We start from the raw sequence: 7,684 nt of genomic DNA on the forward strand, positions 1-7,684 counted from the left end.
GGCGTTGTGAAGGATGATGTTCGATATGCCCGATACATTTCCGTGACCTTTCCGCGTCCGGGGCGTGGTCGCGGCAGGCGGTCGCCGGAGCGTCGCGTGATGTGAGGGCCGTCTCGGGTTCCGGCCAGGAGGCCGGAACCGGCTCGGGGTGTCAGTGGGGCGGCCTAGACTCGGGAGGCGATGAGCAGCAGCCTCTTTGACGACAGCTTCCTGGCGGACCTCCAGGGGAACCACGCCTCGGCCTCGGAGGAGCCCCCGCCGCCCGAGGCCTTCGAGGGCGACACCCCGCCCCCGGAGGAGGTCCCGCACGACCTGTTCGAGGGCCGGTTCGACCTGCCCCCGGACCCGGCGGACGTGCAGCGGGACGACCACTACCGGAACGGCGCCCCGCGCCCCGCCGTGGACCCCGCCGCCCTGCTCGAAGGGCTCAACGAGCAGCAGCGTGCCGCGGTCGTCCACACCGGCTCGCCGCTGCTCATCGTGGCCGGTGCGGGCTCCGGCAAGACCCGCGTGCTCACCCACCGCATCGCGCACCTGCTGGCGACCAGGGACGTCCACCCGGGGCAGATACTGGCCATCACGTTCACCAACAAGGCTGCCGGAGAGATGAAGGAGCGCGTCGAACAGCTCGTCGGCCCGCGCGCCGGCGCCATGTGGGTGATGACCTTCCACAGTGCGTGCGTCCGCATCCTGCGCCGCGAGTCGAAGAGGCTCGGCTTCACCTCGTCGTTCTCGATCTACGACGCGGCCGACTCCAAGCGGCTCATGGCCCTGGTCTGCCGCGACCTGGACCTCGACCCGAAGAAGTTCCCGCCGAAGTCCTTCAGCGCCAAGATCTCCAACCTCAAGAACGAGCTCATCGACGAGGAGAGCTTCGCGGACGGGGCCGCCGACGGCTTCGAGAAGACGCTGGCCGAGGCGTACCGCATGTACCAGGCCCGGCTGCGCGAGGCCAACGCGCTGGACTTCGACGACATCATCATGACGACGGTCCACCTGCTCCAGGCGTTCCCGGACGTCGCGGAGCACTACCGGCGCCGCTTCCGTCACATCCTCGTCGACGAGTACCAGGACACCAACCACGCCCAGTACACCCTCGTACGGGAGCTGGTGGGCCGGGCCGACGACCCGGCGCAGCCCCCGGCCGAGCTGTGCGTCGTCGGTGACGCCGACCAGTCCATCTACGCCTTCCGCGGCGCCACCATCCGCAACATCCTCCAGTTCGAGGAGGACTACCCGGACGCGACGACGATCCTGCTGGAGCAGAACTACCGCTCCACGCAGACGATCCTCTCCGCCGCCAACGCGGTCATCGAGCGCAACGAGAGCCGCCGCCCCAAGAACCTGTGGACCAACGCCGGGGCGGGTTCCCGGATCACGGGGTACGTCGCGGACACCGAGCACGACGAGGCGCAGTTCGTCGCGGACGAGATCGACCGCCTGACGGACGCGGGCGACGCGAAGGCCGGAGACGTCGCGGTCTTCTACCGGACGAACGCCCAGTCCCGTGTCTTCGAAGAGGTCTTCATCCGCGTCGGCCTGCCCTACAAGGTCGTCGGAGGGGTCCGCTTCTACGAGCGCAAGGAGGTCCGGGACGTCCTCGCGTACCTGCGGGTTCTGGCCAACCCCGAGGACGCCGTCCCGCTGCGCCGCATCCTGAACGTGCCGAAGCGTGGCATCGGTGACCGTGCCGAGGCCATGATCGAGGCCCTCGCCCTGCGGGAGAAGCTCACCTTCCCGCAGGCGCTGAAGCGGGTCGACGAGGCGTACGGGATGGCCGCCCGCTCCGCGAACGCGGTGAAGCGGTTCAACCAGCTGATGGACGACCTGCGCACGGTCGTCGAGTCCGGCGCGGGCCCGGCCGTGATCCTGGAGGCGGTCCTGGAGCGCACCGGCTATCTGGCCGAGCTCCAGGCGTCGACCGACCCGCAGGACGAGACCCGGATCGAGAACCTCCAGGAACTCGCGGCGGTGGCGCTGGAGTTCGAGCAGGAGCGGGGTGAAGGCGAGAGCTCGGGCACGCTCGCGGAGTTCCTGGAGCAGGTCGCGCTGGTCGCGGACTCGGACCAGATCCCCGACGAGGACCAGGAGGGCGACGGCGTCATCACGCTGATGACCCTGCACACCGCCAAGGGCCTGGAGTTCCCGGTGGTCTTCCTGACCGGCATGGAGGACGGGGTGTTCCCGCACATGCGGGCCCTCGGCCAGGCCAAGGAGCTGGAGGAGGAGCGCCGCCTGGCGTATGTCGGCATCACCCGTGCGCGCGAGCGGCTGTATCTGACCCGGTCCACGATGCGCAGTGCGTGGGGGCAGCCCGCGTACAACCCGCCGTCGCGGTTCCTGGAGGAGATCCCGGAGCAGCACCTGGCCTGGCGCCGGACCGGGCGCACGGCCGCGCCGTCGGCGGGTGGCGGACGGTCCGGCGGTACGCCCGCGTCGGGGGTCGCGGCGCACCGGGCCCGGTCGGGGCCGTCCGGCTTCGCGACCCGTCGTACGACGGACAAGCCGGTGATCGCGCTGGCGGTGGGCGACCGGGTGACGCACGACCAGTTCGGGCTGGGCACGGTCATGGCGGTGACGGGCTCCGGAGGCGACGCGCAGGCGACGATCGACTTCGGCGACGCGAAGCCGAAGCGGCTGCTGCTGCGGTACGCACCGGTGGAGAAGCTGTAGGGGGCGGCCGACGGCGCCGGCCACGCCCGTCCGGGGGCGTGGCGGGTGCCTGCTGCGGGCCCGGGGCCGGTACGGCGCCGGGCCCGGACCGTCCTGCGAGCGTCAGCCCGTCGGGCTGAGGCCCTTGCCGCGCAGCCAGGCCTCCGGGTCGATGGCGGCTCCGCCGCCGGGGCGGACCTCGAAGTGGAGGTGGGGGCCCGTGGAGTTGCCGGAGCTGCCGGAGTAGGCGATGACATCGCCCGCCTTGACCGGTCCCGAGCGGATCTTCGCGCTGCTGAGGTGGCAGTACCAGGTCTCGGTGCCGTCGGCGGCGGTCACGATGACCATGTTCCCGTACGCGCTGTTCCACTGCGTCCGTACGGTGCCGTCCGTCGCCGCCTTCACGGGTGTGCCGTACTGGACGGGGAAGTCGATGCCGGTGTGCAGGGACATCCAGTTGATGCCGGACTGACCGTACCGGGCGCTGAGCCTGTGCAGGTCGACGGGGACGGCGAACTTCGGGCGCATCGCCTCGCGTCGCGCGGCCTCCTCGGCTCGCTTCTTGCGCTCGGCCTCCTGGCGTTCCTTGAGGTCGATGCGCTCCTGGGTGCGGCTGGCGCGGTCACCGAAGTCGCGGGCGCCGTTGTCGAGAGCCAGAAGCTGGGTGTCCAGGGCCTTGTTGGCGACGTCGGGTTTCACGGCGGTCGGGCTGTCCGCCGCGACCGTCGAGGGCTCCTCCTTCTTCGGAGCCCCGCCGGTCAGGCCGCTCACCGAGGCGGCGGCGATGCCGGCCACGCCCATGACGCACGCCGACGGCACGGCCACGGTCAGCAGCGCGGACCGTTTGGCGGGAGTGCGGCGTCGTCCCCGGCTGCCGGCTGCGCGGCGGGTCGGCCGGGCGGCGGGCTCGCGGGGCGGGGACCCGGCGGTGATGACGGGCTCTCCCTCGTAGGGGTCCTCCTCGTAGGACTCCTCCTCGGAACCGCCCTCAGGGTGCCCCCCCTCAAGATGGCCGGCCGCCGGGTCGCCGTCGAAGCCGCCCTCGAACTCGGCGACGGGGCCGTCCGGTTCGGAGAGGTCCGCGTCCGCCTGCTCGGGTTCCGGCATCTCGGAGTCCGGTGTTTCGGCGCCGGTCTCCGAGATGCCCTGCATGTCGGCGGACGCGTAGTCGTACTGCTCCGGGACGAACGGTTCGTGCGTGTCGTGCGCGGGGCCGGCCTCGCCGGGAGCGTCGGCCGTGTCGGCGGCGTAAGCCCAGGCCGTGGCGTCGTAGGCGCCGGTCTCAAGCCCGCCGGTGTACCACTGGCCGGTCGCGTCGTACCCGGAGGTCGTGGCGAACTGCTGCGAGGCATCGGCCTGTTGGGCGTCGTGGGCCTGGTTCCAGGCGTTCGCGTCCCACTGGCCGGTGTAGGCGGTGGAGTCCCACTGCTGGTCGGCGGCCGGGTTCCATGCGGTGGAGTCGTACTGCCCGCTGTGTCCGGGGTCGTAATAGCCGCTGTGTGAAGCGGAGTCGTCGAGCGTCGTGTAGGAACCGGTGCCGTAGGCCCCGGCGTCGTACGTTCCGGTGGCGTACGCCCCGGTCTCGTACGTGCCCGTGTGGTGGCTGCCCGTGGCGTAAGTGCTGTCACCGGTGTAGCCGGCGTGGGGGTGCTGGTCGTTCACCAACTTCTCTCTCGCCTCGGCAGCAGGACAAGGTCTGGGCACGGCCCCCGGAGGACGCCCCAGAGGGGGAAGCAGTGGGCGCGACTGTACCCGGCGGTACGCGCAACCGACAATCTTCCGCCGGTTTTGCGCCCTGCGGAAACGGGCATTCGGCCGCCTTTCGGCGGAGCGCACACGGAGCCTTGGCGGTACGTTCGAAGCGTGTTCGATAAATGGCGGCGTCTTTACGCCACGGACACGGAAGCGGAACCTCCACCCAGGGCCGTGGACGGCCCTGCCAGCTCCTCCTGGACACGGGCGGTCACCGCGGGGTGGACCGGCAGCGCGAGATGGCCGATTCCGGTCACCCGGACCGGCACGGCCAGCAGGTCGGGATGGTTCAGGCACGCGGTCTCGGCCGGGGCCATCCATGGGTCCAGCTCGCTCCAGAACGTGACGAAGCGGGTGCGGCAGCCGGGCGCCGGCGCGTCCAGCTCGCGCAGGAGGCGGGAGCCGGGCCGTATCTGGCGCACGAGCGGGTGCAGGTCACCGAGGAGCGGCACGGCGGACGTGCCGTGGTGCGGGGTGCCGAGGGTGATCACCGTACGGACGTGCCGCTCGCCGCCGAGCCGCTGCACGTAATAGCGGGCGACCAGGCCGCCGAGGCTGTGTCCGACCAGGTCCACCCGGGTGTGTCCGGTGCGGGCGCGGACGTCCTCGACATGGCGGGCGAGCTGTTCGGCGGCGGTACGGAGGTCCCGGGTGAAGGGGGAGTAGTTGAGTGCCTCGACCCGCCGCCCGGCCCCGGAGAGAGTACGGCGCAGGAGGACGAAGGCGGACCGGTTGTCGACGAACCCGTGCAGCAGGACGACGGGCGGGGGTGCCGGCCGCGGGATACCGGGCCCCGGGGCGCCGGGCCCTGGGGGCGGCGGCCCGGCCGGGGCGTGGCGCTCCTGGGTCACCCCGGTGGGGTAGAGGAGCAGGTGAAACGCGAGGACGGTCAGCTCCAGGACGGCCGCCTTGGCCGGGGGGAGGTGTGAGGGCAGCGCGAGAAGCGGGGCTGGCATGGGCGGACCTCCTGGGCGAACGGCATACGGAGGGCGGCTCCGACCCCCCGTATGCCCTCAGGCGGCGCCGGTGACGAGGGGTGGGGATCGGTCGTACCGCCGTGCCATGCGGCTGATGGCACGGGGATACGCCGACCTCGTCACGGCTCCTTTGTGCGTTCGCCCCGACGGTGCCTGGGCCCGCCGTATCGGGTGCGACGCCGAGCGAACATGTCCACGTGTGATTTCCCCCTCCCTCACCACCGCGAAACTGTCGGGTGCGGGATGCTGTAGATAACGTTCGTTCACCTCCCCGGCGCTCAAGTACGGGGGACGCATCTGGAGGCAGTGATGGGTGTGACCGGTCCGATCCGTGTGGTGGTCGCGAAGCCGGGGCTCGACGGCCATGATCGCGGCGCGAAGGTGATCGCGCGGGCGCTGCGGGACGCCGGTATGGAGGTGATCTACACCGGTCTGCACCAGACGCCCGAGCAGGTCGTCGACACCGCGATCCAGGAGGACGCGGACGCGATCGGTCTGTCGATCCTCTCGGGTGCGCACAACACGCTGTTCGCCAAGGTCATCGAGCTGCTCAAGGAGCGGGACGCGGAGGACATCCTGGTCTTCGGCGGCGGGATCATTCCGGAGGCGGACATCGCACCGCTGAAGGAGAAGGGCGTGGCGGAGATCTTCACGCCCGGGGCGACGACGGCGTCCATCGTCGACTGGGTCAACGCGAACGTCCGCCACCCGGCTGAGGCGTGAACCTGCCGGGGCGCCGCCCGGGGCTGTGCCCCGACCCCCCGAGCGGGTTCGCCGCGCGGGCCTCGTTCCCCCTGCCCGCGCTCCCCGAGCGCCGGACGGGCTGACCGCCGGCCCGTCCGGGCGTACCCCCTCCGGGTGAGCTTGCGGACAGGCGGCGAAGGCGCGACAGCGAGGCCCGGGAGCGGCAGCACCCGGCTCCGGCAGGGGCGGGCCGGGGGAAACCGCCTGAGGCGCTACGGCGCCAGTTCCGCGTGCATCGCCGCGCGTAGCCGCAGCGTGGAGACGAGGCGCTGGAACGCCTCGCTCCAGTAGGTGTCCGCGCCGGACGCCCTCGCGCCGGACGCGGACGTCAACGGGGCGAGACGGTCCGCTTCGGCCGGGTCCAGGCAGCGCTCGGCCAGGCCCATGACCCCGCTGAAACTCCAGGGATAGCTTCCCGCGTCCCGTGCGTCGTCGAGCGCGTCGGCCACCGCCCGCCCCAGCGCCCGGGACCACGGCACCGCACATGCCCCCAGCAGCTGGAACGCCTCCGACAGTCCGTTCCCCGCGATGAACTCCGCCACCCACGCGGCCCGTTCCTCCTCCGGCAGAGTGGAGAGCAGCGCCGACCGCTCGGCCGGGGACGACGCCGGGCCCAGCAGTGCCCGCGCCCACTGCGGGTCCCGCTGCCGGACCGCCGCACGGCACCACGCCGTGTGCAGTTCGGCCCGCCAGCCGTCGGCGACCGGCAGCGCGACGATCTCCTCGGCCGGACGTCCCCCGAACCGCTCCCGCCACACCGCGAGCGGCGCCGCCTCCACGAGCTGCCCCAGCCACCACGAGCGGCGGCCGCGCCCGGCGGGCGGGTTCTGGACGACACCGTCACGCTGCATGCCCGCGTCGCACTCGTGCGGCGCCTCCACCGCGACGGTCACGTCGGTCCCCGTGCGGTCCAGACCCACGCAGGTCGCGGCACGCTCGGCCATGCGCGCCGCGAACGCCGACGCGGGGAGCGCCGACAGCAGCTCCGCCGCCGTGGACCGTACGTTCCGGCTGCGGTCCGACAGGGCCCGCTCCAGGAACGCCTCGTCGGCCCCGGACAGCCCGGTCCGCAGCGCGTCCAGGAACATCAGCCGGTCCTCGGCCCGTTCGGTGCCCCACGTCGAGCCCAGCAGGTCCCGCGCCGCCGCCGGATCATGCGCCCTTACGGTCGCCAGGGCGGCGACCCGCTCCGCGAACAGGCCCTCCTCCCACAGGCGTCGTACGGCTCCGCTGTCGGCCGGGTCGGGAACCGCTCCGCCCCCGTGGCCGCCGCGCAGGGCGAACTTCCACTCCGGGTTGAACCGCGCCAGCCACAGGGCGCGCGGCCCGGCGAAGGCCAGCACCTGTGGCCGCAGGTCCGTGCGGCCGCGGGCGGCGTCCAGCAGTGCGGGCAGCGCGGCTGCGGGCGCGCGGTAGCCGTACCCGTTCGCGGCGGCCAGCCACTGCGGCAGAAGCTCGGTGAGGTCCGGCGCGGTGCCCCGGCGGCCCCCGCCGTGCCCCGCGCCGGCCCGGTCGGCCAGCAGGTGGGTGAGCCGTCTCCGGGCCGCCTCGGGCAGCGG

5 protein-coding genes are annotated in these 7,684 nt (G+C 72.6%); 2 read left to right on the top strand and 3 right to left on the bottom strand.

Going from position 1 to position 7,684, the window contains the following annotated elements:
- The first annotated feature begins 180 nt into the window (after positions 1-180).
- Positions 181-2,673: a DNA helicase PcrA gene (gene pcrA, locus I3F58_RS22560; RefSeq protein ID WP_240110483.1), complete on the top strand. Its 2,493-nt coding sequence runs from the start codon at positions 181-183 to the stop codon at positions 2,671-2,673.
- Between the two features lie 102 nt (positions 2,674-2,775).
- Here pcrA and I3F58_RS22565 read toward each other — a convergent pair whose 3' ends face one another.
- Positions 2,776-4,314, bottom strand: a complete 1,539-nt coding sequence (locus I3F58_RS22565; protein WP_240110484.1) for a M23 family metallopeptidase — start codon at positions 4,312-4,314, stop codon at positions 2,776-2,778.
- A gap of 224 nt (positions 4,315-4,538) precedes the next feature.
- Complete coding sequence (locus I3F58_RS22570; RefSeq protein ID WP_240110485.1) at positions 4,539-5,360, bottom strand: alpha/beta fold hydrolase; 822 nt, start codon at positions 5,358-5,360, stop codon at positions 4,539-4,541.
- 330 nt (positions 5,361-5,690) lie between these two features.
- Between I3F58_RS22570 and I3F58_RS22575 the strand changes: the two genes are divergently transcribed.
- Positions 5,691-6,104 (top strand): cobalamin B12-binding domain-containing protein, encoded by a 414-nt coding sequence (locus tag I3F58_RS22575; RefSeq protein WP_240110486.1) that lies wholly within the window; start codon positions 5,691-5,693, stop codon positions 6,102-6,104.
- A 233-nt stretch (positions 6,105-6,337) separates the two neighbouring features.
- On the opposite strand, the gene I3F58_RS22580 is transcribed toward I3F58_RS22575, so the two are convergent.
- Positions 6,338-7,684: DUF5691 domain-containing protein (locus I3F58_RS22580; RefSeq protein WP_240110487.1), on the bottom strand; the 1,347-nt coding region annotated here is incomplete at its 5' end.

The sequence above is a fragment of the Streptomyces sp. MUM 203J genome, assembly GCF_022414595.1.
Lineage (GTDB): Bacteria > Actinomycetota > Actinomycetes > Streptomycetales > Streptomycetaceae > Streptomyces.

Bases quoted from the DNA above. Each gene is read 5' to 3' on its own strand.
- pcrA (WP_240110483.1), top strand. From the start codon at position 181: ATGAGCAGCAGCCTCTTTGACGACAGCTTCCTGGCGGACCTCCAGGGG.
- I3F58_RS22570 (WP_240110485.1), bottom strand. From the start codon at position 5,360: ATGCCAGCCCCGCTTCTCGCGCTGCCCTCACACCTCCCCCCGGCCAAG.
- I3F58_RS22575 (WP_240110486.1), top strand. From the start codon at position 5,691: ATGGGTGTGACCGGTCCGATCCGTGTGGTGGTCGCGAAGCCGGGGCTC.